Here is a 26,048-nt window from a genome sequence, read left to right as displayed (position 1 = left end):
GTCGACAGCGGATCGGCATCCGGTTTTCGTCGGGACAGGCGCGCTAAGCGTCTCGCCCGGGATCATGCCCAGACAAGGATGGAGCGGGAGGGCACTTCGAAGAAGTGTCGCCCCGGTCTAGCCTGCGGACTATCGAAGCGCTCGACATGGACAGGCGCAACAGGAGGACCACGATGGCGAAGAAGAGTAAGAAGGCGAAGAAGGCTAAGAAGGCCAAGAAGGCCGTAGCGGCGAAGAAGAAGTCCGCCAAGAAGTCGGCGAAGAAGGCTGCCAAGAAAACAGCGAAGAAGGGCGCCAAGAAGTCGGCGAAGAAATCCGCCAAGACGGCGGCCAAGAAGTCAAAGGCCGCCGCACCGAAAAAGACCGCAAAGAAGAGCCCGGCCAAGAAAAGGAAGGCGGCTGCCAAGCCCGCCGCTCCCCAGCCGCAGCCGGCGATGACGGAGCCCGAACCGGCGCCTGCGCCGAGCTGGGCTTCTCCGGAGCCGTCCAATCCGTCATGGGGATCGGGCTCCTCCAACGGCGGCGGCGATCAGCACTAGCTCGTTCGCTGAGACCGGACATTTCGAGAGGCCGCAGCGTCCCACCCGCTGCGGCTTTTTCGTTGTGACTACCGAAAGGACTGATTCGTAAGAGCCGCTCTCCGGTGTGTCACCGGTGCCGCCTTTTTCGATTCCGAACGCTGCCGGGCAAGCCGGGAGCCCTGAAATTGTTGTGAGAATGCAACACACGCCCAGAACATTTCTGGAAACGTCCCAAACGCCTAAAAAGGCGGCACGTGCTTGACTTTTTTGCTTCACGACCATGACGCCGCGGCCCACTCTGTGACCACGTTAAGACATTTGGCCGCAGTCGGTTATCGCTTGCCCGGGGGGCGCCGGAGCTGGACTGTCAAGAAGGGTGATGGGGATCGATATGAAGAAAGTGGCTTTGTTAGCAACGGCGCTGGCAATGGTGTCCGGTTCGGCTCTCGCCGCGGATCTGCGGATGAAGGCCCTCAAGGCGCCGCCGCCGGTCGCGTTCGATCCCTGGGATATTGCCTTCGGCGCCGGGATCACCAACGACTACATCTTCCGCGGCATCACCCAGTCCAATCACAAGCCCTCGGTCAACGCCTATTTCGAGCCCCGCTACAACGTCACCAAGGACCTCCAGCTCTATGTCGGCCTGGGTGCCGCGAGCATCTCCTTCCCCAACCGTGCCGCGGCTGAAGTTGACGCCTACGGCGGTGTCCGCGCGACGTTTGGCGCTTTCGCCGTCGACGTCGGCGCCTGGGGCTACATGTATCCGGGCGGCACCTGCCACTACGGTGGCGGCGTTACGACCGATTTCGCGGGCAATCCGCTCAGCCTCGAATGTCAGCAGAACGCTCTGCTCAACACCAACGTCATCAAGAAGGACCTCAGCTTCTTCGAGGTCTATGGCAAGGTGAACTACACCTTCAACGACAACTTCTCGCTGGGCGGCAACGCCTATTATACGCCGAGCTTCCTCAACAGCGGCGCCGAAGGCACCTACGCTTCGATCGTCGGCAAGGCGATTGCGCCGAGCACCTGGTTCGGCGCCAGCGGCATCGGCATGTATGTGTCGGGTGAATTCGGCCGCCAGTGGCTGGGCACCTCGGACTCGTTCTATGGCACCGCGATCTTCCCGAACGGCATCAACTATGCCGACTACAACACCTGGAATATCGGCATCGGCTTCACCTACAAGGTGTTCACGCTGGACTTCCGTTACTCCGACACCGACCTGTCGAAGGGTGATTGCAACGCCTTCACCAGCGACTTCAGCGCCCGCGGCAATCTCACCGTCTCGAGCGGTACCTTCGTCACCCCGATCAATCCGTCGGGCGTCGGTTCGAACTGGTGCGGCGCCGCCGGCATCGTCAAGCTGTCGGCTGACCTGACCGCGATGACCAACCTGAAGTAAGATCTTCCTGTCGAAGACGAGGGGGCGGCAGAGCGATCTGCCGCCCTTTTCTTTTGGGTAGCGCAGATGAAACGGGATTGGCGGCGCGCGGCGTATCGGGCGATCTCCCGCAACGATCACCGCAACATTCTGGCCGGCGCGGTCGCGGGCCTCGGCGGCGCGATTGCCATCGGCATCATGGAGTGGCTTTCGTTCGCCGCGCATTATCCGCTCGCGGTGATTCCGTTCGCCACTTCGATCGTGCTGGTGATCGGATCGCCTGACGTGGCGCCGGCGCAGCCGCGCGCCCTGATCGGCGGTCATGTGGTGTCGGCCCTGGTCGGCCTCGCGGTGCTGAAGCTGACCGGACCGCAGGCCTGGGCAGCGGCCGCCGCCGTCGGCCTTTCGATCCTGGCGATGTACGTCACCGGGACCTTCCACCCGCCGGCAGGCATCAATCCGCTGCTGGTGGTCTCAGGCAATCTGCCCTGGACGTTCCTGCTCGCGCCGGTGCTGGCCGGCGCGCTGCTGTTGACCGCCTTCTCCTGGGTTTGGCACCGCTGGGTGCGCCGCCAGCCATGGCCGCGGCGCTGGTTGTAGGAAACGGGCTACATGGCTACGACGCAGCGGCGCTCTTGTTGTCCTGCAGCGCGAATCCGTCTCCCGCTCGGGCAAGCACGACGTTGCGATCATGGAAGACATCGAGCGTCGAACGATGGCCGATCGAGATGATGGTAGTCGCCGGCAATTTAGCTTCGAGCAGGCGATACAGCGCCGCTTCCGAAGGTTCGTCGAGTGACGCCGTCGCCTCGTCGAGAAACAGGTATTGCGGCACATGCAACAGCGCCCGCGCCAATCCAAGTCGCTGCTGTTCGCCGAGCGACAGCGTCCGATTCCAGTGCCCGTGTTCATCGAGTTGCGACGCGAGCTTCGGCAATCCCACCAATTCGAGCGTCTGGCTGATCTGGCCGGTCGTGAACACCCCTTCCTTGGCCGGGTATTCGACCGCAGCCCGTAGCGTTCCGGTCGGGAAATACGGCCGCTGCGGCAGCATCATCAAGGTCGCCCCGGCAGGCGCGGTGATCGAGCCGGAGCCGAACGGCCAGATGCCGGCGATGGCGCGGAACAGCGTGGATTTGCCGGAGCCGGACGGGCCGGTCACCAGCGTGCGCTCGCCCCTGCGCAAGCTGAATCCATCTGCGTTCACCAGCGGCGCTCCGTTCGGCAGACGCAGCGTCAAAGCCTTGAGGTCGATGGCGCCTCCGCCCGCTCTGACGACGTGAATCCGGTCGTCGCGGGTGGTGAGTTCGCGCGCCGCCACGATCCCCGCCTCGAACCCGTCGAGGCGGTTGATCACCGCCTGCCACTCCGCCAACTGGCGGTAGATGGTGATGAAGAACGACAGCGCGCCCTGCACGTTCGAAAACGCCGATGCGGTTTGCATCATGCCGCCGAGCTGAATCTTCTCCGCGAAATAGGCCGGTGCCACCAGCACGTAGGGGAAGACCACTGAAGCCTGATTGTAGCTCGCCGTGAATGCCGTAATCTTCTTGGTCCGGCTCATGATGCCGAGCCAGTTCTCCACCACGCGTCCGAAGCGAACGAGCAGGCGCTCACGCTCGGCCTGCTCACCGTGCAGCAGCGCGATCTGCTCGGAATTTTCGCGCACGCGTACCAGATTGAACCGAAAATCCGCTTCATATTGCTGCTGCCGGAAATCGAGGCCCACCAGCGGCCAGCCGATCAGATGGGTCAGGATGGTGCCGAGCACCGAATAGATCAATGCGCCCCAGACCAGGTAGCCTGGAATCGCAAAGTCCTGACCAAACAGATGCAGCGGCGCGGCGTTCGAAAGGGCCCAGAGTATGCCGACAAAGGATGCCAGCGTAACGATCGAGTTCAGCAATCCCAGGCCAATGTTGAGGGTGCGATCGACGAACAGCTTGACGTCGTCGGTCATGCGCTGGTCGGGGTTGTCGGCCGCGTCGCCCTGAAGCTGCATCCGGTAGTGATTGGCCTGATGCAGCCAGTCACCGAGATATTGCGCGGTCATCCAGCGCCGCCAGCGGATCTGCAGCCACTGATTGAGATAGAGCTGATAGACCGCCAGCACGACAAAGATGCTGACAACGACGCAGAAATAGATGATCTCGCTGACGAAGGAGTCCCAGTTGCGATCCTGCAGCGCGTTGTAGAAGCGGGCATTCCATTGATTGATCAGGACGTTGATGCCGACGATCGCAAGCTCGATCACGATGACCGCGGCCAGCAGACCACGGCCGGCCCATTTGTCTTCGGAACGGAAATAGGGCGCGGAGATGCGCCATACGGCGGCGAGCGTCGAGCGAATGTTTTTCACAGATTGCCGTCTCCGGGGAGGGCCTCAAAGGCCTGAAAAATCGGGACAATTGGTGATTTTACGGGGCTAGGCCACACGGGGTGCCGCGGTCAGCGTTGGCGTGTCCGGGTGTTGAAGTCAACCCTGGCATCGCGGGCCGGGAGACCACTTCGCGAGGATGTGAGTGATTTCGGCAGTGCCGAATTCGCCGTGCCGGGCAGCTAGCCAATCACATCGTTGTTCAATAGAACGGCGCGCAGTGTCGGACGTTTGAGAGGTTGCATGATTTCATTCGCGCGCATGTCGAAGCCGGCGGCATCAATTCTGCTGATCACCGCAGCACTTCATCTCAGCCCGGTCAGGGCCGAGAACGGCTTTCCGTTCGGCTCGGAAATGACACTCGACCTGGATCGTCAGCGCGGGTCGAAGCGGATTCCCAATCTCGAGATCGGGGACAAGGGCGAGGTGGTGCTGGAACTCTGGTGCAAGGGCGGCAAGGGCCAGTTCTCGGTGGCCGGCAATACCGTGATCTTCGTTCACGGCCCGATGGAGAACCGGCCCTGTCCGCTGGATCGCGCGCAGCAGGATGACGAATTGATCGCAGCGCTCGCCGAGGCGGGCACCTGGAAGCGGCAGGGCGATTTCGTGTCGTTCGTCGGCGCAAAGACGCTGCGCTTCCGCATCAACACGAACTAGGTCGGGAATTCAGTCAGGGGGTCGCAATCAGGCCGCTGGCGGTGGCAACGACCCAGCGGCCGCCCCAGCGCACGATCGATTCGACGCGTCCGATTCCGGGAATGGTGTCGCCGCGCGCGGCCATCCTGATACCGTCGGGACCTTCGAGAACGGCGGTGCCATCCCGAACATCGACAACCGTCCAGCCGGAAATGGTCGTCGGCTTGGTTTCCGGCGCCGCCACCAAAGGCTGCGGCCGCATCGCAATCGCCGACGGGCTCGCATTTGCCTGCGAGGCAGGGCCCGCAGACGGGCGTGCACCGGCCGACAACACGGCGGACGGCTTGGGAATGCTTCCGACGATGGCGGGCGAGTCCGAGGCGGATGCGGTCTTCCGGGTGCCTTCGCTTCTGCCGCTCGACCGTGCTTCAGCAATGCGCGGCGCGGGCGCTTCTTTCTGCGCAACGGTTTCAAGGCCGATCGTGCCTGCCAACTCGGGCCAGCTCAGGCCGCCCGCCCATCCCAACCCAAAGCTGGCCGCCACGGCCACGCTGACCAGCAACCTGTTGCGCGCCCGGTCGCGAAATGACTCCCGCACCACCAATACGTCATCGCGATCGAGCCTGAGAAAATCCCACGAGTTCGCTGGCTGCTCCGGCCCTCGGCCGTCAACCACATTCCCCGACAAGATGCTTTCAGCGGTATTCGGCTCGCGGTCTTGCATGGTGTGACCCAGGTTCGGCTAGCCGATGATGTTCCTTTAAACTGAATCGAGTCTTAACAACCTGGCGAACGAAGTGCTGCACGAGCTCGGTTGACAGAAGATGTTCGTCCGGGTCATTAGCGTCGAATCCTAAGACGCGAAGGACCCAAAGCGCACACCGACCTCTTTGGCAGCCTATTAAGTCAGCATTTCTGACTTGTGGTTCGCCCTTCGTTGATGATGTAGTTTTTCTGGTGTGACGCACGCAACGTTGTGGCGCGAGGCTTCACTCCAGTTCCCATACCTGACCGCCCATTGCGATTTGCGTCTCTTGCTGCATACAGCTTGGGAGGAAACTCGCATGAAAAAGTTGCTGCTAACGGCGACCGGCTTGATTGCGCTCTCCATTCCGGCAATAGCCCAAAATACTGAGGTCCGGGTGATGCCCGATACGCTCACCTGGAAGGATACTCCAGCCTTTCCGAAGGGCGTTCAGATTGCGACCCTGGTCGGTGATCCGACGAAAGCGGGCGAGGTTGTCGTCTTGCGCATCAAGTTTCCACCTAACTTCCAGATGCCTCCGCATACGCATCCCTATTCCGAAGTTGTCACAGTCATAAGCGGTGACGTCGGCAGCAGCCATGGTGAAAAATTCGAAAAGAAGGGTGATCTCCTGAAGCCAGGCTCGCTATGGGTGTATCCCGCAAGACACCCGCACTATGCCTGGACCGGAAACGAGGAAGGGATACTTCAAGTCCAATTTATCGGCCCTGGTGGCATCGATTACGTCAATCCGGCTGACGATCCGCGCAAACAGTAGCCGCTTGCATTGCAAGAGGCCGCCTCAAGCGGACACTTGTCTGCACGGTATTCGCAAGGGAGGATGTCATGCAATCTTCTCCAAAACTGGCGAACGCAGCACTTGCCCTGTGCATGGTGGTGTTGCCGTTTGGCCTAGGCGCCTCAGCCGAGCCGAAAGCGGAAGTGGCGGCGGCGACCTCGGGATGGGGCCAGGCTCTTGGCGAAGGCGATCCCGAAAAGGTGCTGCCGCTCTATTCGGACGACGCCGTGCTCTGGGGCACACTGTCGCCGACCGTGCGCTCCGACCGGGCGGCGCTACGAGACTATTTCGTAGGCGCCTTCAAGGTTCTGCCCAGCCTCAAGGTCACCTTCGGCGATCAACTCATCCGCGTGTACGGGAATGCAGCAGTCAATACCGGCTACTACACGTTTTCTTATGTGAAGGATGGCGAGACGAAGACCTTGCCCGCGCGCTACAGCTTCACCTATGTCAAGAACGGCCAGCGTTGGCTGATCGTCGACCACCATTCCTCGGCCATGCCATCAACCCCGAGGTAGCCGGCTAGTTTCGAGCGGTGACCCGTAGGGGCTCAGATACGGCGCGAAATCATCGTTACTGGGGCGTGAAGCGGTTAATACCGTCACGCACTTCTGATACTCGGCACCGCCCTATTTCCACACCGACTTGTCGGCGTCCCAGCGTTGGCCCTTGAACTCTTTCGCCAGCGCCTCGACCGAACCATTGTCGTCCTTCGGCTCGCCGCCTTCCTCGTCGCCGGTGGATTCTTCCGACAAATTCAGTTTTGGGCCGGGGCCTTCATCTGCGGTCGTGATCACCGGGCTCGAGATCCACAGCATCAGCCGATCGGTGGCGCCCGGCTTATCCGGCGAGACCAGCGCGGTGACCTCGACAGTTTCGGTCAGCGCGAGCGCGGGATAGATCGGGCTCGGCCGCGTGAAGCTCAGAGTCAGTTTTCCGGTGTTGGCGTCCCACTCGCTGCCTGCGGGCTTGGCGCCAAGCGTTTTTGCGAGCACGCCTGAAATGGCGGACGCGATCTTCTCCCTGTTGATCTTGTCGCCATCGCGCCAATCGGCCGCTGCAAAGCGGATGGAGCGGTCCATTTCGATGCTGCCACTCGTCCATCCCGCGGCGACCACGCCGGGCATCGACTTCGCCTTCGCGATCAGCGCTGCGGCGCGCTCCGGATCGGCCGTCAGATTGATGGTCTGCTCGCCGGCGCGCAGCGCATCGCAGGAGATCGAAAGGCTGGAAAGCCCGACTTCGACGGCCTCTCCCTTCAAGCTCTTGAGGAAATCCAGCGCGGCGTCGAGCTTGACCCGCACGCCGATCGCTTCCGGCGAGACGTCGGTAAAATCCTTCGGCGCCGGCGTGATGCCGTCGTCGCTGGTTTGGAGGTCCAAAAATTCCTTCTCGCTGAGATCGGAATTGTCGGTCGAGGTCACTTCGGTCACGGTCTGGCCGATGCTGATCTGACCGCGGAATTCGAAGGTGTCGCCGACTGGCTTGCGCAACAGCTTGACGGTAACCGGCAGCTTGTCACCGAGGCTCTGCGTGGTGCCGGTCAGGTTCTGGCCGCTGACGGCGAGGTTGGCGACGAAGCGGTCCTTGCGGTCGGCACCCTTCGCGGCGGGGTAGCAGACGTCCAGCGTAGCAGCGGTCACGTTCTTGCCCTGGCGGGTTTCCTTCAGAATGACATCGGCATTGCCGTCCATCAGCCCGTCGATCGCAGTGAAATAACGCGTCTCGGTCGCGCCCGGCGCGGTCTTGGAGGGGAGTTTCATTTGAGCGAAGGCGAGGTGAGGGGAGGCCATCACCAGACCGAGCAGGAGAAGAGGGAGCGCGCGCATGTGAAGTTCCCTGAGACCACAGAATCGGAAGACGCCCTAGGTAGCAAACCTCAGTAGCTTCGGCCAAAAAGAAGGCCGTGACGAGGCTTACGCGCGCAAAGCGAGCCTGACGAGCGTGCTCACCGCATTGCATCACGGCTGCTCGCTAGCACTAGTCAGGTACGCACCGGCGGAGGGGTTCCCTCCTCCGCAAGGGGGAGGGAGTCCTACTAGTGTGCCTGGATAACGCTTGGCCCTGTAGGTTGCCGTGGCCGGCCGTCGCCATCTCGGTGTCTTCGCAAAAAGAAAGCCGCCCGGAGGCGGCCTTCGATTGGTTGGCGTGGGAAGGGGCGGGGCTCAGAAGCCCATGCCGCCCATTCCACCCATGCCGCCGCCACCGCCGGGCATCGCCGGGGCGGGCTCCTTCGGCAGTTCGGCGACCATGGCTTCGGTGGTCACTAAAAGGCCGGCCACCGACGAAGCGTCCTGCAGCGCGGTGCGCACCACCTTGGCCGGATCGATGATGCCCTTGTCGACCATGTCGACATATTCCTCGGTCTGGGCATCGAAGCCAAAAGTCTCCGACTTGTTCTCCAGGATCTTGCCGACCACGATCGAGCCTTCGACGCCGGCGTTTTCCGAGATCTGGCGAACCGGAGCTTCCAGCGCCTTCAGCACGATGTTGATGCCGGCCTGAACGTCGGAATTGTCGTTGTTGATGCGGCCGACCGCCTTCTTGGCGCGGAGCAGCGCCACGCCGCCGCCCGGCACGATGCCTTCCTGCACCGCCGCGCGGGTCGCGTTGAGAGCGTCCTCGACGCGGTCCTTCTTCTCCTTGACCTCGACCTCGGTCGCACCGCCGACTTTGATCACCGCGACGCCGCCGGCGAGCTTTGCAAGGCGCTCCTGCAGCTTCTCGCGGTCGTAGTCCGAGGTGGTTTCCTCGATCTGCGCCTTGATCTGGGTGACGCGGGCCTCGATGTCCTTCTTCTTGCCGGCGCCCTTGACGATCGTGGTGTTCTCTTTGTCGATCACCACCTTGCCGGCGCGGCCGAGCATGTTGATGGTGACGCTTTCAAGCTTCATGCCGAGTTCATCGGAGATAAGCTGACCGCCGGTCAGGATCGCAATGTCTTCCAGCATGGCCTTGCGGCGATCGCCAAAACCCGGCGCCTTGACGGCGGCGACCTTCAAGCCGCCGCGCAGGCGGTTGACCACCAGCGTCGCCAGCGCCTCGCCCTCGACGTCCTCGGCGATGATCAGGAGCGGACGACCGGACTGCACCACGGCCTCCAGCACCGGCAGCATCGACTGCAGGCCGGACAGCTTCTTCTCGTGCAAGAGCACGTAGACGTCTTCCAGCTCGGCGGTCATCTTCTCGGCGTTGGTGATGAAGTAAGGCGACAGGTAGCCGCGGTCGAACTTCATGCCCTCGACGATGTCCACTTCGGTCTCGAGCGACTTGTTTTCCTCGACCGTGATCACGCCTTCATTGCCGACCTTCTGCATCGCCTGCGCGATCATCTTGCCGATCGCAGTGTCGCCATTGGCCGAGATGGTGCCGATCTGGGCGACCTCGGAGGAGGCGGCGACCGGCTTGGAGCGCCTCTCGAGGTCCTTGACCACGGCGTGAACCGCGATGTCGATGCCGCGCTTCAGGTCCATCGGGTTCATGCCGGCGGCGACCGCCTTGCCGCCCTCGCGCACGATCGCCTGCGCCAGCACGGTGGCGGTGGTGGTGCCGTCGCCCGCGGTGTCGTTGGTCTTGGAGGCGACTTCGCGCAGCATCTGCGCGCCCATGTTCTCGAACTTGTCCTCGAGCTCGATTTCCTTGGCGACGGTGACACCGTCCTTGGTGATGCGCGGAGCGCCGAAGCTCTTCTCGATCACGACGTTGCGGCCCTTCGGACCGAGCGTCACCTTCACCGCGTTGGCGAGAACGTCGACGCCGCGCAGCATGCGGTCGCGGGCGTCGCCGGAAAATTTAACGTCTTTGGCAGCCATTGTTTGGACTCCTGAATGGATGGGTACGGTTGCTTGCCGCCTGTCATCGCCGGGCCTTCTTCCCCGCTCCCCTTGTGGGAGAGGGTGAATCGAATGAGCGAGAGCTCATTCGAGATGGGTGAGGGGTCTGTCTCCGCGGATGGAGACCCCTCATCCGGCGCGCTTTGCGCGCCACCTTCTCCCACCCCAACTCGGATTTACCCGAGTTGGGCATCTTAACTTTGTCGAAGTCGGATAAATCCGACTTCAATGGGAGAAGGGAAGAAGCGACTACGCCGAGGACTGTGCGCGGCGGCTATAGGTTCGACTTACGCCAGCACGCCCATGATGTCGGACTCCTTCATGATCAGGAGTTCCTCGCCATCGAGCTTGACCTCGGTGCCCGACCATTTGCCGAACAGCACGCGGTCGCCGACCTTGACGTCGATGGGAATCAGCTTGCCGGCCTCGTCGCGGCCGCCCGGGCCCACGGCGGTGACTTCGCCCTGCGACGGCTTTTCCTTGGCGCTGTCGGGAATGATGATGCCACCCTTGGTCTTCTCCTCGGCATCGATGCGCTTGACCACGACGCGGTCGTGCAGCGGACGGAATTTGGTTTTAGCCATGATGTCTCCTCTTGAAGTTCCTCTGGGAGGCTTAGGTTTCGGGTCTGTACCACTCGAAAATGGCTCGGAATGCCGGTATTCGTCGCCGCCCCGGGGCGGGGCAGCACAACCCTTAGCAATCGTTGTATTTGAGTGCTAAACGTGGGGCCGGGGAATATGGCTTGGCGCCGATCCTGTCAAGCAAACAAGGAGATTAAAGCCTTGGTGAGGCCAATATAGGATGATGCTTCGGAAACCAAATCGGTGCAGCGGCGTCATGACGTCATTGCTCCGGCAGGATTTTTGCGGTTGGCTGCTTGACGGGAGCGGCCAAGTGATTGCTCGGGGGAATGCGATGATCAGCTCACGTAATGCGCGTACGGTTGCCAATCTGGCGATCGCGTCGGCGCTTTCGATCTTGCTGGCGGCGTGCAGCACGAGCCTGCCGTCGCTGTCATCCAGTCCGCCGCCCGAGCCCGAGGTCGCGCCGGAAATGCCGGCAACCGTCCGCGCCGACGAGATCGTCGGCCGCTGGGGCCTTGCCTCGTTTCAGAATCCCAATGACCGCGCCCGCACCGAGGCCGCTGCGCGAGGGCAGTGCAAGCAGCCCTACGTGATCGGCGCCGGCGCCAATGGCGGCGTGGTCATGCATCTGGCCGATCAGGCGACGCCGCAGGAACTGCGCCTCAAGGGCAGTCCGAGCGGCAAGAACTATATCGGCCCGCCCGGCCCGGCCGGCGGCGACCAGGACCGCGAGATCGTCTCGTTCGACGGCCGCGTCATGGTCACCCGCTTCATCGAAAAGGATGCCGCGGTCCGTTATGGCAACATGGTCTATGTCCGCTGCGCGCCGCGGGCGTGATGCAACGGACTAGGCGGCGTCATTCCGGGATGGTGCGTTAGCACCAGACCCGGAATCTCGAGATTCTCAGGTGCGCAATTGCGCACCATTGTTCGATGCTTCGCATCGCCTCGGAATGACATCGTAACAAACAACAAAAAAATGCCGGCATCGCTGCCGGCGTTTTGTTTAGCGCGCGTTAACTAGCCCGATCAATCGAACAGGGCGTCGATGTCGTTCTGCGAGGCGTGACCGTCGTCGCCGTCCATCTTCGGGCCGTTGAGCAGCTTGGCATCGCCCTCGCGGGTATCGACCATCGGGGGTGCGTGCGCCTTGATGGCATCGACGCCACCCCAGATTTCCATCATCTCGACGATGTGCTGTTCGATGAACTTCATCGTGTTCATGACCTTGCTGATGCGCTGGCCGGTGAGGTCCTGGAAATTGCAGGCCTCGAAAATCGAGACGACGCGTTCCTGGATATCTTCGCTGAGCAGCTTCTGCTGGTCCGGAGAAATGTTCTTGGAAAGCGCGGTCGCCGCCTGATCGATCGCTTCGGTGGCTTCCAGAATCTGCTGGGTGGCCTGTTCGGTACCGCCGACGACGGCGCCGAGTTCGCCGTTGACCTTGGCCATTTCCTGGCCGTCAAAGCTCTTGCCGTGCAGGGTGGCGATTTCGCGCTTGGTGCGGTTGATGGCGTCGTGAATGAGGTCGAGCTCGACCTTCAGCTTCTCGCACTGCTCGATCTGCGCACGATAGGTTTCCAGAAGCGCGTGGGATTCGGCGACTTCGCGGATAATGTCCGCGCTCTCGGTCGAAGCGGCGCGGGCGTGGCCGAAGCCGGCCATCTGTGACCGGATCGCGCGCAGCTCGGCCATGATCTCGCGATGCATCGGGCCGATCTCGCCGCCTTCTGTAGGCATGACAATTGGCGCATCGCCCAGAATGGCTTCGATACGAAAACGTTTGCGATTTACCGACATGAGTTTTTCCCACCCCTTCATTGCCCGCGTGTTCTAAACCATGGCGATTTAACGTCAGGTTCACGGCGCAATATCGCGCGTTGGCGCTTTGCCCGCTGCCGCTCACCACCGATTAACCATGAGGGGCCCGCGTTCACGCAAAATAAACGCTACCGGACAAATCCGCGCGCGATTGCCGACGTGGTGAATCGAAACGCGGCTTCTGTTTACCAAACCGATTAGGTTTTGATTTGTATTGATCGCGCGCAGCGGCGTTCGTCGCGCCGCCGCGCCGCGAACCCGCAGTGACGAATAGTACAGAGTACGTCGATGTCCGGAAAAATCTTTGTTGCGCTCTTCGCGAGCGTGTCTTGCCTTTGCTTCGCCAGTGAGGCTGCAGCGATCGACGCCTCATCATCGACTGAGCCCACCGTGATCTACGCCCGCCAACCGGCGCCGGCGCGCATGGCCTCTGCCGAACGCTCCAACATGGGCGGCGGCTTCATCGAATTCCTGTTTGGCGATGCGCCGCAGGGCGGGCGCTATCGACAAGCGCCGGCCTATCAGCAGCAGCCGGATTACGGCTATGGCGGGCGGCGCGCGTTGCTGCCGCCAATGGATCCGCAGCAGTCGATGCGGCGCGAGGAAGAGGAAGCATTCGACCCCGCGCAGCACCGGCTCGATCCGAAATATGAAAAGCAGCTGGTCGAGTATCACGGCAAGGAAAGCCCGGGCACCATCGTGATCGACACCCCGAACAAGTTCCTGTTCCTGGTGCAGGGCGACGGCAAGGCGTTGCGCTACGGCGTTGGCGTCGGTCGTCCCGGCTTCACCTGGTCGGGCGTCAAGACGATCTCGGCGAAGAAGGAATGGCCAGCCTGGACGCCGCCACCGGAAATGCTGGCGCGCCGCCCCGATCTGCCGCGGCACATGGAAGGCGGCCCGCAAAATCCGCTCGGCGCGCGCGCGATGTATCTGGGGTCGTCGCTCTATCGTATCCACGGCTCCAACGAGCCCTGGACCATCGGCACCAATGTCTCGTCCGGCTGTATCCGCATGCGCAATGAAGACGTGATCGATCTCTACGGCCGCGTCGGCGTCGGCGCGAAAGTGGTGGTGATCTGAATTTCCAGGACGGCCGCGAAAACGGTGTCGTCCCTGCGAACGCAGGGACCCATAACCACAGGTCTACGTCGTTGAAGCAAGCCGTCGACCCTCGCGCCCAACAATTACGACCGCGGAGTATGGGTCCCTGCGTTCGCAGGGACGACGGCAGAGTGGAATAAAAACGGCCGCCCGTTTGGGCGGCCGTTGTTGCTTCAGCGCTCGCGTGGGCTCAGGCGTAATCGCCGTCACCGCCGTCGTCGCCGTCAAAACCATCGCCATCATGGTCCATGTCATCGCCTCCATCGTGCGAGGCTTGATCAAAGAATCCCTGCCGCGAACCACTATCGTCATTGTTGTCGGCGCGTCGGCTCGACGACCCGATGTCGTTGATTCCGGCCTCGCGCGCGAGATCGCCGCCGGACTGATCGCCCCACGGCCTGCGGTCTTCGACACCGCCGCTGTGGTTCGCCGTGTCGCCGAATGCCTGGTGGTTGCCGCCGCCCATCATCCCTCGAATGCTGTTGGCCAGCAGCGATCCGCCGACCACGCCGGCCGCGGCCGCCGCTGCCGTTCCGAGGAAGGAGCCGCCACCGCCGCCGAACGGCGGCTGCTGTGCGCCAGAGGGCTGGCCGTAGGCCGGCTGGTTATATTGTCCGGGCGGCTGCGTCTGCTGCAGCACCTGACCGCTGTTCCATGTCGGGCGGCTGCCCATATCGGGCGCGCGAACGTTGGGCACGGAGCCCTGGTTTTGGCCGTGCTGCTGATTCTGCCCGAAGATCGCATCGCGCATCGAATCGAGAAAGCCGCCGGGTTGGTTTTGCTGGCCCGCCGCCGCTTCCAATTCCTGGATGCGCATGTCGGCGCGCTTCAGTGCCTCGTCCTGCACAAGCGCGGTTTGCACCAGCGCATAGACCGCGTTGGGTGCGTTGCGCAGGCCCTCCATGATTGCGGACATGGCCTCCGGATCGCGCTTGGCTGTCTCCAGCTTGGCGAGACGGTCGAAAAGATCGTCAATCAGTTGGCGTTCTTGCGGTGTCATGGCCCTCTCCCTCGCGTCGAATCGCGATCGACGCGCCCAAGGATGTAAGGAAGGCTTTGTGTCGCAAGTAGTGGGCGGCCGAATTAATTTTTGGTATGCGACAAAACGCCAAGTGGCTTTCGCAGATATCGGTCAACTCAATGTGACGTTATTCGCCGCCAGCAATGTCGGGAATCGATCGCTTGCCAGAAATGCGTGTTCCGCCTCGCGCTGGGTGGTCAGGGGATCGAGGCCCTCGAGCGTTTCGTCGACAAAGCCGGGGTGGCACATCACCAGCCCGCCTTCCGGCAGCCCTTCGAGGAACTGTGCCATCAGCACGCCGAAATCGGGCTCTTTCGAAAAATCATAGGCGCCGGCGAAGGCGGGGTTGAACGGGATCTTCGCATGGAGCGCGCGCTTGCGAAATTGCGCGCTGAGAACGTCGAGCAAGAAAGCCTTCGGCTCGCTGAGCAGTTGGCCCAACGGCTTGAGGCGTCCACCCTGGCGAACCCAGGCGCTGGGGGCCGCCTCCTTGACCGCGCGCAGAAAAGCGTCGCGTACCCCGGGGAAGAGTTGGGCGTGCTGATGGCCGTCGACGAAATCGGGCGCGCGGTCGAACAGGTCCTTGAAGGCTGCAAGCTGGGCTGCGAGTTCGTCTTCGATCATTTCGGAATCGAGCCGCCGCAGCAGGCCCGCGCGCAGCAGCTTCGGAAACGGCAGGAACAAGCCGCCGTCGACCGGCCTGAAGTGCATTGTCAGCGGACGAAACGGCGCGGTCAGCGTCGTATGCAGTCCGATCGCGCAGCGCGGGCTCGCCGCCGCGACCTCCTGCAACGCGGCGACTTCGGCGCGCCCGATCGCGGCGCCGACCACCATCACCGAGGTGGCATTGAGACGGCCGCGGCCGATCAAATCGCGGATGGCGCGGTTGACGCCTTCGGCCAGCCCGTAATCGTCGGCGCATAGCCAGATCCGGCGCGGCGGCGCGGCATCGTTCATTCGGCGGCGGTCCGTTCGCTGGCGCTCGCCGTCGCCTCACCATCGGCACGCTTCTCGTTGTGCTCGGCGACGAAGTATATCGGACGCGCCTTCAGCTCGGAGAGGATCTTGCCGATATATTCGCCGACAATGCCGATCATGATGAGCTGCACGCCGCCGATCGTCATCATGCCGATCATCAGCGAGGGATAGCCGGGGACCTGCTTGCCGGTGGTCCAGACTTCCCAGAGAATGGTGAGGCCGAACAGGAAGGCGCTGATGGCGAGCAGCACGCCGAGCAGGCTGGCAAAGCGCAGCGGCGCCACCGAGAACGACGTCAGTCCCTCGATCGACAGGCCGATCAGCCGGCCCGGGCTGAACGTGGTGACGCCGTGCGCGCGCGGCGCCGGCTCGTAATCGACGCGGATCTGGCGGAAGCCGATCCAGTTCGACAGTCCCTTGAAGAAGCGGTTGCGTTCGGGAAGCTGCCGCAGCGCGGCCGCCGCGCGTGGCGACAGCAGGCGGAAATCGCCAGCGTCCTCTGGGATCTTCTGCCGCGCGCCCCAATTGATCAGCGCGTAGAAGCCGCGCACGGCCTGGCGGCGCAGGAACGATTCATTGTCGCGATGCGCCTTCGCCGTATAGACGACGTCGTAGCCGTCATCGATCCAGTGCGCGACCAGCTTTTCGACCAGGCTCGGCGGATGCTGGCCGTCGCCGTCCATGAACAGGATAGCGCCGCGGCGGGCATGATCGAGCCCCGCCATCAGCGCTGCCTCCTTGCCGAAATTGCGCGACAGCGAGACGACCTGGACGTCGAGCGCATCGGCGGTAAGAGAACGCGCGATCGCCAGCGTGTTGTCGGCGCTGCCGTCGTCGACATAGACCACTTCGCAGGTGAGGCCGTAGCGCGCCTTCAGCGTCTTGACGAGCCCGATCAACCGCTCGTGCAGCAAAGCGAGTCCTGCCGCCTCGTTGTACAGCGGCACGACAATCGACAAGCCTTTCGCCGCCGCGCTGGTTGCGGTCGTCGTCAGGCGGGAAACGTCAGAGCCGAGCGTCATCGATCAGGTTCCAGATTATCCAACCAAATATGTTACCCGCGAGATGCTGTCGCAACGATGAACGAAACGGCAGCCTTATTGGCTCAGGAACGTCTCAAGCCTGGCAAATAGCGGGTTTTCGCGGTCGAGCACATAGTCGAGCGAGGCAATCGAGACCGTGTCGGCGCCGTGCTCGCGCAAGAAACTGCCGAGCGCGTAAAGGTGCATCGGCGGGCAGTGCAGCGTGAGCATGCCAGAGGACGTCGGCCCGCCGAACGGCGCCACCACACCAAAGCGGTTATGCGCCTCGTTAAGCAACGCCTCGTTGCAGCCGGCGAAACGGGTGCGCACCTCGCGATATTTGCTGGCCCGGGCTCGAGCTGCGATGTGATCGAGGATCACGCGCGCGGTCTCGCGGGCTTCAGCCGACCATTCGGCATCGCGGGAGGCCACGAGGTTGGCCTGGCTGCGCAAAATCACGCCGTCGTCGAGCACCTTCAGCCCGTTGGCGGCGAGCGTCGCGCCGGTCGTGGTGATGTCGACGATCATCTCGGCGGTGCCGACGGCGGGCGCGCCTTCGGTGGCGCCGGCGCTTTCGACGATGCGATAGTCGACCACGCCGTGAGCGGCGAAGAAGTTGCGCGTCAGGTTGATGTACTTGGTCGCGACCCGCATTCGCCGGTTATGCTGGGCGCGGAAGCCTGTCGTGACGTCGTCGAGATCGGCCATGGTACGGACGTCGATCCAGGCCTGCGGCACCGCGACGACTACGTTGGCGCTGCCGAAGCCGAGGCTGTCGATCAGCAGCACGCGCTTGTCGGCATCGGGGATGCTTTCGCGCAACAGATCCTCGCCGGTGACGCCGAGATGCACCATGCCGCGCGCGAGCTGGAAGGCGATTTCGCTCGCCGAGAGATAGGCGATCTCGACATTGTCGAGGCCTGTAATGGTGCCGCGATAGTCGCGCGCGCCGCGCGGTTTTGCCAGCGCAAGCCCCGCGCGCGTGAAGAACGCCTCGGCATTTTCCTGCAGGCGACCCTTGGAGGGAACGGCGAGCACGAAGGGGGCGGTCATGCAGCGCTCCCTTGCGCGTTGGACTGGCCGAGCTGCGTCAGCGCCTCGATCCACACCGAGAAGCCGACCGCCGGGATCGGCGAGGCTGAGCCGAGTTGCGTCATCAGGCCATCGTAGCGCCCGCCCCCTACCAGCGGCTCGACGCCGTTGCCCTTGGCGTGCAGTTCGAATTCGAAGCCGGTGTAATAATCGAGCCCGCGCCCGAACGAGGTGGAGAAGCGCGTCAGCTTGGTGTCGATGCCGCGCGCGGCCATGAAGCCGACGCGGCTTTCGAGCTGGTCGATCGCCGCGGTCAGATCGAGCTTGGCGTCTGATGCCAGCGCGCGCAGTTGCTTGACTGATTCATCGAGATCGCCCGCAATCGCCAGGAAACGCTTGATGGTATCGAGCGCGTCGCGCGGCAGTGCGCCGCCCTTCAGCGTCGATTGTTCGAGGAAACGGTCGGCGATTTCGTCGACAGTGCGTCCGCCGACATTGGTGGTGCCGGCGATCGACATCAGGTCGGTGACCAGCGCCAGCGCCGCCTTGCGGTCGGAGCCGGCGAGCGCCGCCAGCACGCCCTCATATTCGTTGCGGCCGGGCGCAGTCGCAAGCGTCAGCCGCTCGATGTCCTCGGCGAGGCTGACCTTGCGGTTGAAATCCTTGATCAGCCGCCGCCGCCACACCGGATAGACATCGAGCGCGTCTATCAGCGCAGTGAACAGCGCGACGTCGCCGGTGCGGATTTCGACATCTTTCAATCCGAACGCCGAGGTCGCTCCCAGCGCCAGCGCCAGCATTTCGGCATCCGCTGCGGCGCGGTCCTGCCGGCCGAAGGATTCGATGCCGGCCTGTAAAAATTCGCTGGGCCGCCCGCCGCGATAGCGGAACACCGGCCCGAGATAGCTGAAGCCGGCCGGCTGGCCGGCGCGTCCGGAGGCGAGGTAATCCCGCGCCACCGGAATAGTGAGGTCAGGGCGCAGGCAGAGTTCCTCGCCCGAGGCATCGGTCGTGAGATAAAGGCTCTTGCGGATGTCCTCGCCAGAGAGATCGAGGAACGGCTCTGCCGGCTGCAGGATGGCCGGGTGGGCCTGGACATAACCGCCTTGTGCAAACGACAATAGCAGCGCGTCCGCCCAGGCGGCGGACCCGGCAGCACCTCTGACGGCAGCGGTCGCGGTCATTTTGCGTCCAAATATCCGGAAAAGTCCGGGTTCTAGGGTTCGTTTTGGGCTTTGCCGGGTTCCGGAGCCTCGTTGGCGCAGGCCTTAGCACGGCCCGGGCGGCGTTTCGACAGGGATTGGCCAACTGAATTAATGGGGGTGGCTTGGGCTGGCCAGGGGTCCGGTAACGAGCAACGGGGGAACCCGTCCGCCGGTGCGTCCCTGACTAGTGCTGAGCAGCTACCCGCCAATCACCCAGCGCCGCCTGCACCAGCGCCAGCGCCGCCACTGCGGCCGTATCGGCCCGCAGAATCCGTGGGCCTAACGACAGCCTGAGGATGCTCGGCTGACGCAACAGAAGCTCACGCTCCTCTCCGGCAAAGCCGCCCTCGGGGCCGATCAATACGTCGATCCCGGAGCCTGCGGCCTGCGCCGCTTGCAGCGCTTGCACTGGGCCGGCGACGTCGCTGGCCTCGTCGCAGAACACCAGCAGGCGGCTGGCTTGGCGCTTGTCGAGAAAGCGGTCGAGCGCGATCGGCTCGGCAACCTGCGCAAGGCTTAGGATTCCGCATTGCTCGGCCGCCTCGATGACGTTGGCGCGCATCCGCTCGCTGTTCACCCGCGAGACCTGAGTGTGCCGCGTCAGTACCGGCTGCAGACTTGAGGCACCCATCTCGACCGCCTTCTGCACCATGTAGTCGAGGCGCGCGTGTTTCAGCGGCGCAAAGACATAGGCAATGTCGGGCAGGCGGTCCTGCGGCCGTGTCTGCGCCACGATGCTCAAGCCGTCGGGCCGCTTGCGGCCCTCGATCGCTGCCTGCCATTCGCCGTCGCGGCCGTTGAACACCAGGATCGTCTCGCCGGCCGAGAGCCGCAGCACGTTGCCCAGATAATTGCTCTGGTTGCGCTCCAGCGGGATTCTTTCGCCCTCCCGCAAGTGGGCATCGACGAACAGGCGAGGGGCGCGAAAATCGAGGTCAGGCATCCGTAATATTCCGTGTCCGCGCCGCTTTTAGCCTAAAGCGCTAGAATCCGGACGCTATTTTTGACTTCCGGGGCCGCCCCTGCGCCGCGCTGCTGCCCCAATCAACGGGTTGTTAAGCGTCGGCAGGAATCGTAAAAGTGCCCACCGCAAATCCGCTTCGTTTTCGAAGACGCTGGGGTTGCCTGGACCTAGCCGGAGGTACCGCCTTGATGATCCGCCGCCTGATTGTGCCGCTGACCGCTGCCGTCGTGACCGTTCACGCGGGCCAAGCCTTCGCGCAGGGCGCGTTTCCGGCCCCCTTGCCGAACCAAAGCGCCGCGCCTGCGAATTCGCCGTTTCCGCCGGTAAATGGCGCAGCACCATCCGCCTCGGTGGGCGCCCCGTCGCCGTTCCCGTCGCAAGGTGCCGCCCCGGTCGGTGGCGGTTTCGGAGGCGGAGCGCCGCCGCCACAGGCCAGCGGTTCGGCGGACGCGTGCATGAAGGGCTTCGTTCCCTTGCGCGAGGAAGCCGAGCGGCGCGGCAAGCTGATCAAGGCCGCGAGCGACCGCAAGGCGCCGCCCGATGAAGCCTGCAAGCTGATCGGCAATTTCGGCCAGGCCGAATTGAAGATGATCAAGTACGTCGAGACCAATTCGGCCAAATGCGGAATCCCGCCGCAGATCGCCGACCAGCTCCGGAACGGCCACAAGAACACCGAGAAGATGCAGAAGCAGGTCTGTGCCGTTGCGCAGCAGGCGCAGGCCCGCGGGCCGGCCGGGCCGAGCCTGAGCGAGGTGCTCGGCTCCTCCGCTGCGCTCCCCGAGGCGCAGACGGTCAGGAAGGGCGGCAGCACCTTCGATACGCTGAACGGCAACGTTCTCGCGCGATGACCCCGACCCAATGAGCGACGCGACCGCCCGCGTTGCCGACTCGACCGGCAACTGGGTCGACACGCGTGCGCCGGCCTGGTCGCGGCCTTACTTGCGGCTTTCCCGTTACGACCGTCCGATCGGCTCGTGGCTGTTGTTGATGCCGTGCTGGTGGTCGGCGGCGCTGGCCGCCGGCGTCGCGCGCGACATCTCGCAATTGCCGCTCGTGATCGTACTGTTCTTCATCGGCGCCTTTGTGATGCGCGGCGCTGGCTGCGCCTGGAACGACATCACCGACCGCGACCTCGATGCCAGCGTCGAGCGCACGCGGTCGCGGCCGCTGCCTGCGGGGCAGATCAGCGTGACGCAGGCGTTCGCCTTCCTGGTCCTGCAGGCGCTGATTGGGCTTGCGGTGCTCTTGCAGTTCAACCGCTTTGCGATCCTGACCGGCATAGCCTCGCTCGTCATCGTCGCGGTCTATCCCTTTATGAAACGCATCACCTGGTGGCCGCAGGTCGTGCTGGGGCTGGCGTTCTCCTGGGGCGCGCTGATGGGGTTCGCGGTCACGCTCGGCCGCATCGATCTCACCGCGCTCGTGCTCTATGCCGGCTCGATCAGTTGGGTGATCGGCTACGACACGATCTACGCGCATCAGGACACCGAGGACGACGCGCTGATCGGCATCAAGTCGACCGCGCGCCTGTTCGGCGCGCGCACCCATTTGGCGCTCTCGGTGCTTTATTCGCTCGCCGTGATCCTGATCGGCGTGGCACTGATGCTGGGCGGCGTGCGCTGGCCGGCCTGGATCGGGCTCGTGGCGTTTGCCGCGCATCTAGCCTGGCAGATAAGGACGCTCGACATAAGCAACCCCGCGCTGTGCCTGCGCCTGTTCAAGTCGAACCGCGATGCGGGATTGTTGCTGTTTGCGGGACTCTTGGTTGACGCGGTGATGCGCGCGTAGTGTGTCCGTCGTCCCGGCGAAAGCAGGGACCCATAACCACAGGCTTTCGTTGTTGAAGAAGATCGTCGACCCGCGCGCTCAATAAGTGCTGCCGCGGCGCATGGGTCCCTGCGTTCGCAGGGACGAGAGCGATGACGAGCGCTTCACTCATCCTGCAGGAGCGATGGCGAGGTTAATCCCGCGCGATGATCTCGCGTTCGTCCTGATGAACAGTCTCGGTGTTGCCGAGATTACCAAGCCGGCGGCGTACCAGGAATTTGGGGCGGCGGGCGCGGATCGCGTTGTGGCGGCGGCGGCGGTTAGCCGGTTCGCGATGGTCGTCTTCCGTGAGCAGCGGCAGCGCGAAGATGTCGCTCCACATCTGCCAGGCGGAGGCGATCTCCTCGTCGTCGGAGCTCACGCACAAGGGAATGTTTAAGGACGGGTCGCGATGCGCCAGCACCAGCATCTGTGCGTCGTCGTCGAGACCACGCAATGCGACGCCGAGAAAATCGCTGACGCGGACGTTGATCGCCATCCGCATGCCCTTGACGGCACGGTGCAGCACGACGCGCTCGCGGTGAAGTTCGATCCTGCGCACGCCGCCGTCCGCACGGGTGTCGTGCGCATGGAAGCTGAGCGGCAGAGAAAGAGGGTCGAGCCGCAGTGAACGGCTCGACCCGGCGGGATTGATCCCGCTTGTTGCTGTTTGACGCCTCACGGCTCTCATCTCCCCGCCGGGATTATGTTCCCGGTCGATACGCGAGACCTTAGCCGAGCGATGTCCGTTTCGTCTTAAAAAGCCTGGTTAATCCAACGTCACCCGCCAGCATGATTGACAAGACCTTGGCTCGCATGATTGACGAGACCTTGCGCAGATGCCGAAAATGTTTGGCATTTGGCGCCGCAAAATGCTTGAAATCCCTGTGAATCAGGCACATCTCAGGGCCTTGCCGGCCGGCGTCCGACCCCTTCAATGTCAGGGATTTTGTTTGTGAACTCTTCACCATCCACGGCTTCGCCGCTTTCGAAGGCTCCCGCAACTTCCGACCTGTTCGATCAATCGGCGCTCTCGACGCTGGCGCAACGGCTGGTGGAGGCCGCCAAGCGTGCCGGCGCGGACGCCGCCGACGCGGTCGCGGTGCGCGGGGTTTCGCAAGGCGTCGAGGTGCGCGATGGCGGGGTCGAGGAATCCGAGCGTTCCGAAGGTGACGACGTCGGATTGCGCGTGCTGGTCGGCCAGCGCCAGGCGGTAGTCTCGACCAACGATATTTCGGGCGACGGCGTCGCCAAGCTAGCCGAGCGGGCGGTTGCAATGGCCCGCGTTGCGCCCGACGACAAATTTGTCGGCCTCGCCGATCCCGCGCTGCTGGCGCGCGAGTTCGCCGAGCTCGATCTGCTCGACCGCAATATTCCGACCACAAGCGAGCTGGAGCGCCGCGCCTGCGAAGCGGAAGCTGCAGCGCTTGCGGTCAAGGGCGTGACCAAATCGAGCGGCGCGTCCGCCTCGAGCGGCATCGGCGGCATGGTGCTGGTGACCTCGACTGGCTTCCACGGCTCATATTTGCGCTCCAGCCACGGCATCTCGGTGACCGCGATCTCCGGCGAAGGCACCAGCATGGAGCGCGACTACGATTTCACTTCGGCCCCGCATGCGTCCGATCTCGATTCTCCCGAAAGCGTCGGCCGCAGGGCAGGTGAGCGGACCGTGGCGCGCGCCAATCCGCGCAAGGTCGAGACCTGCAAGGTGCCGGTGGTGTACGATCCCCGGGCCTCGGGGTCGCTGGTCGGCCATCTCGTCGGCGCCATCAACGGCGCTTCGATTGCGCGCAAGACCAGCTTCCTCAAGGACAAGCTCGGCGAGCAGTTGTTTTCGAAGAACATCCGCATCATCGATGACCCCTTGCGCGTGCGCGGCCTACGCTCGCAGACTTTTGACGCCGAGGGCGTCAGAGTGAAGAAACTTGCGCTTATCGACGAGGGCGTGCTGACCACGTGGCTGCTCGACTGCGCGACCGCGCGCGAACTCGGGATGGTCACGACCGGACATGCCCATCGCGGCGTCTCCTCGTCGCCGTCGCCGGGGTCGTATAATCTGCATCTCGAACCGGGCGCGATGACGCCGAAGGAACTGATCTCCGACATCAAGCAGGGTTTTTACGTCACCGACCTGATCGGCTCCGGCGTCAACGGCGTGACCGGCGATTACAGCCGCGGCGCCTCAGGCTTCTGGATCGAGAACGGCGAGATCACGTATCCCGTCAGCGAGGTGACGATCGCCGGCCATCTGCTGGCGATGTTCAAGTCGCTGGTTCCCGCCAACGACCTGGAATTCCGCTACGGCGTCAACGCGCCGACGCTGCGCATCGAGGGCCTGACGCTTGGCGGACGCTGATACCGCCGACCGGATCTGGGCGCGCGATGCCGCGCTGCTGAAGGACACCGTGCGCGAAGCCGGCGCGCTGGCACTGTCGCTGTTTCGCACCGAATTGAAGAACTGGACCAAGGGCGTTTCCTCGCCGGTTTCCGAGGCCGACATCGCCGTCAACGACCTCGTCGAGCGGCGGCTGCGCGCGGCGACGCCGGATTATGGCTGGCTGTCCGAGGAAAGCGTCGATGACGACACACGGCTCGGCAAGGAACTGGTCTGGATCGTCGATCCCATCGATGGCACCCGCGCCTATCTCGCCCATCGTGAAGACTGGTGCGTGAGCGTGGCGCTGGTTTCGGGTTCAACCCCGGTACTGGCCGCAGTGTTCGCGCCTGCCAGCGACGAATTCTTCTTCGCAGTGCGCGGCAAGGGCACCATGCTGAACGAGAAGCGGGTCCGTGCATCCGCAGGAACGGAGCTCGATTTTTCCCGCATGGCCGGCCCAAAACCGCTGGTGCAGCGGCTGAGTTCGTCACCCGACGACATCACGCTGCATCCGCGAATCGGATCGCTGGCGCTGCGGCTGTGCCGGGTCGCCGATGGCAGTCTCGATGCCGCTTTTGCAGGCGGGCAAAGCCGGGATTGGGATCTTGCCGCGGCGAATTTGATCGTGCAGGAAGCGAATGGTAGAATGACCGCGCTCTCGGGGGATGCGATTGCGTATAATCGCCGGGAGGTGGTGCACGGGGTGCTGGTGGCAGCGGGATACGATCGGCATGCGCGCATTGTCGAGCATTTCCGGGATCGTCGGCTGCCCTGAATCGGTCGAAATCCGTGCCACAAATCATCCCGTTCATACCGCGATTCACATTATCGATCTTGCTCGCCGGGCATCTCGTTAGGAAAGACCATCATGCCAGATAGTGCCCCGCAGCAATTGCTGCATCTCGTCATCGGCGGCGAGTTGACTGATCTCGAACACGTCACGTTCAAGGACCTCGACCAGGTCGATATCGTCGGCGTCTATCCTAATTACGCATCCGCTTACGCGGCCTGGAAGGCGAAGGCGCAGCAGACCGTGGACAACGCCCATATGCGCTACTTCGTGGTTCACCTCCATCGGTTGCTCGATCCAGGTCAAGACACGAAGTCCTCCAGTTGAAACGCCTCCTTCGCGATTTGCTGCGCAGCACCTGGGTTCAGCGCGCGCTGGGTGTGTTTGCGGCCGAATATTTGCGGCTGGTCTGGTTGACCAACCGCTTCAGCTACGACCCCGCCAACGTCTACGACATCGTCGAGCCGGAGATGCCGGCGATCTTCGCGTTCTGGCACGGCCAACATTTCATGACGCCGTTCATCAAAACCAAGGAGATCCACCGCGCCAAGGTGCTGATTTCGCGGCACCGCGACGGCGAGTTCAACGCCATCGCCGCCGAGCGGCTCGGCATTGGAACCATCAGGGGCTCCGGCGATCATAGCGGCGCTTTCCACCGCAAGGGCGGCGTCGGCGCGTTCCGCGAGATGCTGCAGGCGCTGGAGGACAAATGGAACGTCGCTACCACTGCCGACGTGCCGAAGCGCGCGCGGGTCGTGGGGCTTGGCATAATCATGCTGGCGCGGGAGTCTGGACGGCCGATCATGCCGTTTGCGATGGCGACCAGCCGCTTTATCAGGTTGAAAAACTGGGACTCCAGCACCATCAATTTGCCATTCGGGCGCGGTGCCGTGGTAGGCATTGAGCATATATACGTGCCGCCGGACGCCGACGCCGAAACTATGGAAAAGCTGCGCCTTCAGGTAGAAGCTTTGCTGAACGAAGCGACTCGTCGCGCCTACGCGGCTGTCGGGCGTCCGGAGGCAGCTCTTGGCTGATCCACTGCC

The 26,048-nt window shown here is 63.3% G+C and carries 27 protein-coding genes; 14 read left to right on the top strand and 13 right to left on the bottom strand.

All coding sequences use genetic code 11. The features are described from left to right. Nucleotides 1–173: 173 nt before the first annotated feature. The 3 genes from KJQ96_RS19190 to KJQ96_RS19180 all read left to right on the top strand — a co-directional run bounded on the left by KJQ96_RS19190 (nucleotide 174) and on the right by KJQ96_RS19180 (nucleotide 2,505). The gene (locus KJQ96_RS19190) at nucleotides 174–539 is read left to right on the top strand and encodes a histone (protein ID WP_213288112.1); all 366 of its coding nucleotides are present in this window, start codon (nucleotides 174–176) and stop codon (nucleotides 537–539) included. Between the two features lie 373 nt (nucleotides 540–912). Further along, the gene (locus KJQ96_RS19185) at nucleotides 913–1,926 is read left to right on the top strand and encodes a TorF family putative porin (RefSeq protein ID WP_213288111.1); all 1,014 of its coding nucleotides are present in this window, start codon (nucleotides 913–915) and stop codon (nucleotides 1,924–1,926) included. Nucleotides 1,927–1,992: 66 nt separating this feature from the next. After that, nucleotides 1,993–2,505, top strand: coding sequence for an HPP family protein (locus tag KJQ96_RS19180; RefSeq protein WP_213288110.1), 513 nt, complete (start codon nucleotides 1,993–1,995; stop codon nucleotides 2,503–2,505). 16 nt (nucleotides 2,506–2,521) lie between these two features. Here KJQ96_RS19180 and KJQ96_RS19175 read toward each other — a convergent pair whose 3' ends face one another. Then, entirely contained in the window at nucleotides 2,522–4,264 is a 1,743-nt protein-coding gene (locus KJQ96_RS19175) for an ABC transporter ATP-binding protein/permease (RefSeq protein WP_213288109.1), read from the bottom strand. Nucleotides 4,265–4,525: 261 nt separating this feature from the next. Between KJQ96_RS19175 and KJQ96_RS19170 the strand changes: the two genes are divergently transcribed. Further along, nucleotides 4,526–4,939, top strand: coding sequence for an META domain-containing protein (locus KJQ96_RS19170; RefSeq protein WP_213288108.1), 414 nt, complete (start codon nucleotides 4,526–4,528; stop codon nucleotides 4,937–4,939). 13 nt (nucleotides 4,940–4,952) lie between these two features. Here the strand turns inward: KJQ96_RS19170 and KJQ96_RS19165 are convergent, their stop codons facing one another. Next, the gene (locus KJQ96_RS19165; RefSeq protein ID WP_213288107.1) at nucleotides 4,953–5,642 is read right to left on the bottom strand and encodes a hypothetical protein; all 690 of its coding nucleotides are present in this window, start codon (nucleotides 5,640–5,642) and stop codon (nucleotides 4,953–4,955) included. Between the two features lie 340 nt (nucleotides 5,643–5,982). On the opposite strand from KJQ96_RS19165, the gene KJQ96_RS19160 reads away from it, so the two are divergent. Both KJQ96_RS19160 and KJQ96_RS19155 read left to right on the top strand, forming a co-directional pair. Next, the gene (locus KJQ96_RS19160; RefSeq protein ID WP_213288106.1) at nucleotides 5,983–6,441 is read left to right on the top strand and encodes a cupin domain-containing protein; all 459 of its coding nucleotides are present in this window, start codon (nucleotides 5,983–5,985) and stop codon (nucleotides 6,439–6,441) included. 68 nt (nucleotides 6,442–6,509) lie between these two features. Then, on the top strand, nucleotides 6,510–6,980 hold the full coding sequence (locus KJQ96_RS19155; protein WP_213288105.1) for an SgcJ/EcaC family oxidoreductase: 471 nt from the start codon (nucleotides 6,510–6,512) through the stop codon (nucleotides 6,978–6,980). Between the two features lie 111 nt (nucleotides 6,981–7,091). Here KJQ96_RS19155 and KJQ96_RS19150 read toward each other — a convergent pair whose 3' ends face one another. The 3 genes from KJQ96_RS19150 to groES all read right to left on the bottom strand — a co-directional run bounded on the left by KJQ96_RS19150 (nucleotide 7,092) and on the right by groES (nucleotide 10,879). After that, the gene (locus KJQ96_RS19150) at nucleotides 7,092–8,291 is read right to left on the bottom strand and encodes a hypothetical protein (protein ID WP_213288104.1); all 1,200 of its coding nucleotides are present in this window, start codon (nucleotides 8,289–8,291) and stop codon (nucleotides 7,092–7,094) included. Between the two features lie 336 nt (nucleotides 8,292–8,627). After that, on the bottom strand, nucleotides 8,628–10,274 hold the full coding sequence (gene groL, locus KJQ96_RS19145; protein ID WP_213288103.1) for a chaperonin GroEL: 1,647 nt from the start codon (nucleotides 10,272–10,274) through the stop codon (nucleotides 8,628–8,630). Between the two features lie 308 nt (nucleotides 10,275–10,582). Further along, nucleotides 10,583–10,879 (bottom strand): co-chaperone GroES, encoded by a 297-nt coding sequence (gene groES, locus KJQ96_RS19140; protein WP_213288102.1) that lies wholly within the window; start codon nucleotides 10,877–10,879, stop codon nucleotides 10,583–10,585. A 334-nt stretch (nucleotides 10,880–11,213) separates the two neighbouring features. On the opposite strand from groES, the gene KJQ96_RS19135 reads away from it, so the two are divergent. Beyond that, entirely contained in the window at nucleotides 11,214–11,720 is a 507-nt protein-coding gene (locus KJQ96_RS19135; RefSeq protein WP_028351508.1) for a hypothetical protein, read from the top strand. Between the two features lie 191 nt (nucleotides 11,721–11,911). On the opposite strand, the gene KJQ96_RS19130 is transcribed toward KJQ96_RS19135, so the two are convergent. Further along, on the bottom strand, nucleotides 11,912–12,682 hold the full coding sequence (locus KJQ96_RS19130; RefSeq protein WP_213288101.1) for a protein phosphatase CheZ: 771 nt from the start codon (nucleotides 12,680–12,682) through the stop codon (nucleotides 11,912–11,914). Between the two features lie 309 nt (nucleotides 12,683–12,991). Here KJQ96_RS19130 and KJQ96_RS19125 point away from each other — a divergent pair, with 309 nt between their 5' ends. Then, nucleotides 12,992–13,786 carry a L,D-transpeptidase gene (locus KJQ96_RS19125; RefSeq protein WP_213288100.1) on the top strand — a complete coding sequence of 265 codons (795 nt, stop codon included), beginning with the start codon at nucleotides 12,992–12,994 and terminating at the stop codon, nucleotides 13,784–13,786. A gap of 211 nt (nucleotides 13,787–13,997) precedes the next feature. Here the strand turns inward: KJQ96_RS19125 and KJQ96_RS19120 are convergent, their stop codons facing one another. The 6 genes from KJQ96_RS19120 to KJQ96_RS19095 form a co-directional block, all read right to left on the bottom strand. Further along, nucleotides 13,998–14,807, bottom strand: coding sequence for a DUF2076 domain-containing protein (locus KJQ96_RS19120; protein WP_213288099.1), 810 nt, complete (start codon nucleotides 14,805–14,807; stop codon nucleotides 13,998–14,000). Between the two features lie 132 nt (nucleotides 14,808–14,939). Continuing rightward, a complete protein-coding gene (locus KJQ96_RS19115; protein ID WP_213288098.1) occupies nucleotides 14,940–15,785 on the bottom strand; it encodes a ChbG/HpnK family deacetylase in 846 nt (281 codons plus the stop codon). Next, entirely contained in the window at nucleotides 15,782–16,828 is a 1,047-nt protein-coding gene (locus KJQ96_RS19110; protein WP_213288097.1) for a glycosyltransferase family 2 protein, read from the bottom strand. The genes KJQ96_RS19115 and KJQ96_RS19110 overlap by 4 nt, the downstream gene beginning before the upstream one ends. 75 nt (nucleotides 16,829–16,903) lie before the next feature. Then, nucleotides 16,904–17,881, bottom strand: a complete 978-nt coding sequence (hisG, locus tag KJQ96_RS19105; protein ID WP_213288096.1) for an ATP phosphoribosyltransferase — start codon at nucleotides 17,879–17,881, stop codon at nucleotides 16,904–16,906. Next, complete coding sequence (locus KJQ96_RS19100) at nucleotides 17,878–19,044, bottom strand: ATP phosphoribosyltransferase regulatory subunit (RefSeq protein WP_213288095.1); 1,167 nt, start codon at nucleotides 19,042–19,044, stop codon at nucleotides 17,878–17,880. Before KJQ96_RS19100 ends, hisG begins: the two co-directional genes overlap by 4 nt. A 205-nt stretch (nucleotides 19,045–19,249) precedes the next feature. Continuing rightward, nucleotides 19,250–20,008, bottom strand: coding sequence for a 16S rRNA (uracil(1498)-N(3))-methyltransferase (locus tag KJQ96_RS19095; protein WP_213288094.1), 759 nt, complete (start codon nucleotides 20,006–20,008; stop codon nucleotides 19,250–19,252). Nucleotides 20,009–20,217: 209 nt separating this feature from the next. Between KJQ96_RS19095 and KJQ96_RS19090 the strand changes: the two genes are divergently transcribed. After that, the gene (locus tag KJQ96_RS19090) at nucleotides 20,218–20,877 is read left to right on the top strand and encodes a hypothetical protein (protein WP_213288093.1); all 660 of its coding nucleotides are present in this window, start codon (nucleotides 20,218–20,220) and stop codon (nucleotides 20,875–20,877) included. Nucleotides 20,878–20,887: 10 nt separating this feature from the next. Continuing rightward, the gene (gene ubiA / locus KJQ96_RS19085; RefSeq protein WP_213288092.1) at nucleotides 20,888–21,817 is read left to right on the top strand and encodes a 4-hydroxybenzoate octaprenyltransferase; all 930 of its coding nucleotides are present in this window, start codon (nucleotides 20,888–20,890) and stop codon (nucleotides 21,815–21,817) included. Nucleotides 21,818–21,989: 172 nt separating this feature from the next. Here ubiA and KJQ96_RS19080 read toward each other — a convergent pair whose 3' ends face one another. After that, nucleotides 21,990–22,517: a DUF6101 family protein gene (locus KJQ96_RS19080; protein WP_213288091.1), complete on the bottom strand. Its 528-nt coding sequence runs from the start codon at nucleotides 22,515–22,517 to the stop codon at nucleotides 21,990–21,992. 273 nt (nucleotides 22,518–22,790) lie between these two features. Here KJQ96_RS19080 and KJQ96_RS19075 point away from each other — a divergent pair, with 273 nt between their 5' ends. The 4 genes from KJQ96_RS19075 to KJQ96_RS19060 all read left to right on the top strand — a co-directional run bounded on the left by KJQ96_RS19075 (nucleotide 22,791) and on the right by KJQ96_RS19060 (nucleotide 26,039). Continuing rightward, the gene (locus KJQ96_RS19075) at nucleotides 22,791–24,191 is read left to right on the top strand and encodes a TldD/PmbA family protein (protein WP_213288090.1); all 1,401 of its coding nucleotides are present in this window, start codon (nucleotides 22,791–22,793) and stop codon (nucleotides 24,189–24,191) included. Continuing rightward, entirely contained in the window at nucleotides 24,178–24,987 is an 810-nt protein-coding gene (locus tag KJQ96_RS19070; protein ID WP_213288089.1) for a 3'(2'),5'-bisphosphate nucleotidase CysQ, read from the top strand. The genes KJQ96_RS19075 and KJQ96_RS19070 overlap by 14 nt, the downstream gene beginning before the upstream one ends. Before the next feature lie 93 nt (nucleotides 24,988–25,080). Further along, a complete protein-coding gene (locus tag KJQ96_RS19065; protein WP_028351494.1) occupies nucleotides 25,081–25,329 on the top strand; it encodes a DUF4170 domain-containing protein in 249 nt (82 codons plus the stop codon). Then, nucleotides 25,326–26,039: a lysophospholipid acyltransferase family protein gene (locus KJQ96_RS19060; protein ID WP_213288088.1), complete on the top strand. Its 714-nt coding sequence runs from the start codon at nucleotides 25,326–25,328 to the stop codon at nucleotides 26,037–26,039. The genes KJQ96_RS19065 and KJQ96_RS19060 overlap by 4 nt, the downstream gene beginning before the upstream one ends. The last annotated feature ends 9 nt before the right edge of the window (nucleotides 26,040–26,048 follow it).

The organism is Bradyrhizobium sp. sGM-13 (assembly GCF_018398875.1).
Lineage (GTDB): Bacteria > Pseudomonadota > Alphaproteobacteria > Rhizobiales > Xanthobacteraceae > Bradyrhizobium.
The sequence above is the reverse complement of the archived record's forward strand: the minus strand, read 5'-3'. Positions and strand labels throughout refer to the sequence as shown.

Excerpts from the sequence above, each read along its gene's own strand:
- KJQ96_RS19150 (WP_213288104.1), bottom strand. The coding sequence starts at position 8,291 with ATGCGCGCGCTCCCTCTTCTCCTGCTCGGTCTGGTGATGGCCTCCCCT.
- KJQ96_RS19170 (WP_213288108.1), top strand. The coding sequence starts at position 4,526 with ATGATTTCATTCGCGCGCATGTCGAAGCCGGCGGCATCAATTCTGCTG.
- groES (WP_213288102.1), bottom strand. The coding sequence starts at position 10,879 with ATGGCTAAAACCAAATTCCGTCCGCTGCACGACCGCGTCGTGGTCAAG.
- KJQ96_RS19095 (WP_213288094.1), bottom strand. The coding sequence starts at position 20,008 with ATGCCTGACCTCGATTTTCGCGCCCCTCGCCTGTTCGTCGATGCCCAC.
- KJQ96_RS19100 (WP_213288095.1), bottom strand. The coding sequence starts at position 19,044 with ATGACCGCGACCGCTGCCGTCAGAGGTGCTGCCGGGTCCGCCGCCTGG.
- KJQ96_RS19160 (WP_213288106.1), top strand. The coding sequence starts at position 5,983 with ATGAAAAAGTTGCTGCTAACGGCGACCGGCTTGATTGCGCTCTCCATT.
- groL (WP_213288103.1), bottom strand. The coding sequence starts at position 10,274 with ATGGCTGCCAAAGACGTTAAATTTTCCGGCGACGCCCGCGACCGCATG.
- KJQ96_RS19190 (WP_213288112.1), top strand. The coding sequence starts at position 174 with ATGGCGAAGAAGAGTAAGAAGGCGAAGAAGGCTAAGAAGGCCAAGAAG.
- KJQ96_RS19165 (WP_213288107.1), bottom strand. The coding sequence starts at position 5,642 with ATGCAAGACCGCGAGCCGAATACCGCTGAAAGCATCTTGTCGGGGAAT.
- KJQ96_RS19125 (WP_213288100.1), top strand. The coding sequence starts at position 12,992 with ATGTCCGGAAAAATCTTTGTTGCGCTCTTCGCGAGCGTGTCTTGCCTT.
- KJQ96_RS19090 (WP_213288093.1), top strand. The coding sequence starts at position 20,218 with ATGATCCGCCGCCTGATTGTGCCGCTGACCGCTGCCGTCGTGACCGTT.
- KJQ96_RS19120 (WP_213288099.1), bottom strand. The coding sequence starts at position 14,807 with ATGACACCGCAAGAACGCCAACTGATTGACGATCTTTTCGACCGTCTC.
- KJQ96_RS19155 (WP_213288105.1), top strand. The coding sequence starts at position 6,510 with ATGCAATCTTCTCCAAAACTGGCGAACGCAGCACTTGCCCTGTGCATG.
- KJQ96_RS19065 (WP_028351494.1), top strand. The coding sequence starts at position 25,081 with ATGCCAGATAGTGCCCCGCAGCAATTGCTGCATCTCGTCATCGGCGGC.
- KJQ96_RS19135 (WP_028351508.1), top strand. The coding sequence starts at position 11,214 with ATGATCAGCTCACGTAATGCGCGTACGGTTGCCAATCTGGCGATCGCG.
- KJQ96_RS19110 (WP_213288097.1), bottom strand. The coding sequence starts at position 16,828 with ATGACGCTCGGCTCTGACGTTTCCCGCCTGACGACGACCGCAACCAGC.
- hisG (WP_213288096.1), bottom strand. The coding sequence starts at position 17,881 with ATGACCGCCCCCTTCGTGCTCGCCGTTCCCTCCAAGGGTCGCCTGCAG.
- ubiA (WP_213288092.1), top strand. The coding sequence starts at position 20,888 with ATGAGCGACGCGACCGCCCGCGTTGCCGACTCGACCGGCAACTGGGTC.
- KJQ96_RS19130 (WP_213288101.1), bottom strand. The coding sequence starts at position 12,682 with ATGTCGGTAAATCGCAAACGTTTTCGTATCGAAGCCATTCTGGGCGAT.
- KJQ96_RS19185 (WP_213288111.1), top strand. The coding sequence starts at position 913 with ATGAAGAAAGTGGCTTTGTTAGCAACGGCGCTGGCAATGGTGTCCGGT.
- KJQ96_RS19180 (WP_213288110.1), top strand. The coding sequence starts at position 1,993 with ATGAAACGGGATTGGCGGCGCGCGGCGTATCGGGCGATCTCCCGCAAC.
- KJQ96_RS19115 (WP_213288098.1), bottom strand. The coding sequence starts at position 15,785 with ATGAACGATGCCGCGCCGCCGCGCCGGATCTGGCTATGCGCCGACGAT.